Source organism: Pseudarthrobacter arbutini (assembly GCF_054510915.1).
Window position 1 is genome coordinate 1 of sequence record NZ_JBTNDQ010000034.1, and the last position, 2511, is coordinate 2511.

The 2511-nt window shown below is 55.1% G+C and carries 1 rRNA gene; it reads left to right on the forward strand.

What is annotated here, in order from left to right:
- Nucleotides 1-2505: ribosomal RNA gene (locus tag ACX80V_RS21785) — 23S ribosomal RNA — on the forward strand; the annotation flags it as partial.
- Nucleotides 2506-2511 lie beyond the last annotated feature (6 nt).

Here is a 2511-nt window from a genome sequence, read left to right on the forward strand (position 1 = left end):
CCTTGTAGTTGTGACGGCGTGCCTTTTGAAGAATGAGCCTGCGAGTTAGTGTTACGTCGCGAGGTTAACCCGTGTGGGGAAGCCGTAGCGAAAGCGAGTCTGAATAGGGCGTTGCAGTGGCGTGATCTAGACCCGAAGCGAAGTGATCTACCCATGGCCAGGTTGAAGCGACGGTAAGACGTCGTGGAGGACCGAACCCACTTCAGTTGAAAATGGAGGGGATGAGCTGTGGGTAGGGGTGAAAGGCCAATCAAACTTCGTGATAGCTGGTTCTCCCCGAAATGCATTTAGGTGCAGCGTTGCGTGTTTCTTGCTGGAGGTAGAGCTACTGGATGGCTAATGGGCCCTACAAGGTTACTGACGTCAGCCAAACTCCGAATGCCGGTAAGTGAGAGCGCAGCAGTGAGACTGTGGGGGATAAGCTTCATAGTCGAGAGGGAAACAGCCCAGACCACCAACTAAGGCCCCTAAGCGTGTGCTAAGTGGGAAAGGATGTGGAGTTGCGAAGACAACCAGGAGGTTGGCTTAGAAGCAGCCATCCTTAAAAGAGTGCGTAATAGCTCACTGGTCAAGTGATTCCGCGCCGACAATGTAGCGGGGCTCAAGTACACCGCCGAAGTTGTGGATTTCAGATATTAGCTAAGCCGCCCCTTGTGGGTTGGTTCAGGCGTCTGGAGTGGTAGGGGAGCGTCGTGTGGGCAGTGAAGTCGCGGTGTAAACCAGCGGTGGAGCCTACACGAGTGAGAATGCAGGCATGAGTAGCGAAAGACGGGTGAGAAACCCGTCCGCCGAATGATCAAGGGTTCCAGGGTCAAGCTAATCTGCCCTGGGTAAGTCGGGACCTAAGGCGAGGCCGACAGGCGTAGTCGATGGACAACGGGTTGATATTCCCGTACCGGCGAAAAACCGTCCATGTTGAACAGGGGATACTAACCGCCCGATACCTGCCCGCCCACCCTTCGGGGTGATGTGGGTTTTGGTGGAGCGCGGGACCTGATCCTGGGAGGCAAGCGTATTAACAGGTGTGACGCAGGAAGGTAGCCAAGCCGGGCGATGGTTGTCCCGGTCTAAGGATGTAGGGCGAACGGTAGGCAAATCCGCCGTTCATGATGCCTGAGATCTGATGGGACCCCCTCACGGGGGGATTTGGTGATCCTATGCTGCCGAGAAAAGCATCGACGCGAGGTTTTAGCCGCCCGTACCCCAAACCGACACAGGTGATCAGGTAGAGAATACTAAGGCGATCGAGAGAATTATGGTTAAGGAACTCGGCAAAATGCCCCCGTAACTTCGGGAGAAGGGGGGCCCCAACCTTGAACACCACTTGCTGGTGGGAGGGGATCGGGGCCGCAGAGACCAGGGGGAAGCGACTGTTTACTAAAAACACAGGTCCGTGCGAAGTCGCAAGACGATGTATACGGACTGACTCCTGCCCGGTGCTGGAAGGTTAAGAGGACCGGTTAGCCTTACGGCGAAGCTGAGAATTCAAGCCCCAGTAAACGGCGGTGGTAACTATAACCATCCTAAGGTAGCGAAATTCCTTGTCGGGTAAGTTCCGACCTGCACGAATGGAGTAACGACTTCCCCGCTGTCTCAACCATAAACTCGGCGAAATTGCAGTACGAGTAAAGATGCTCGTTACGCGCAGCAGGACGGAAAGACCCCGAGACCTTTACTATAGTTTGGTATTGGTGTTCGGAGTGGCTTGTGTAGGATAGGTGGGAGACGTTGAAGCCCGGACGCCAGTTCGGGTGGAGTCATCGTTGAAATACCACTCTGGTCACTTTGGACATCTAACTTCGGCCCGTAATCCGGGTCAGGGACAGTGCCTGATGGGTAGTTTAACTGGGGCGGTTGCCTCCTAAAAAGTAACGGAGGCGCCCAAAGGTTCCCTCAGCCTGGTTGGCAATCAGGTGTCGAGTGTAAGTGCACAAGGGAGCTTGACTGTGAGAGAGACATCTCGAGCAGGGACGAAAGTCGGGACTAGTGATCCGGCGGTACATTGTGGAATGGCCGTCGCTCAACGGATAAAAGGTACCTCGGGGATAACAGGCTGATCTTGCCCAAGAGTCCATATCGACGGCATGGTTTGGCACCTCGATGTCGGCTCGTCGCATCCTGGGGCTGGAGTAGGTCCCAAGGGTTGGGCTGTTCGCCCATTAAAGCGGTACGCGAGCTGGGTTTAGAACGTCGTGAGACAGTTCGGTCCCTATCCGCTGCGCGCGCAGGAAATTTGAGAAGGGCTGTCCTTAGTACGAGAGGACCGGGACGGACGAACCTCTGGTGTGTCAGTTGTACTGCCAAGTGCACCGCTGATTAGCTACGTTCGGATGGGATAACCGCTGAAAGCATCTAAGCGGGAAGCTCGCTTCGAGATGAGATTTCCATACACCTTGTGTGTGAGAGGCCCCCAGCCAGACCACTGGGTTGATAGGCCGGATGTGGAAGCGAGGACTAACGACTCGTGAAGCTGACCGGTACTAATAGGCCGATAACTTACACCACACACCA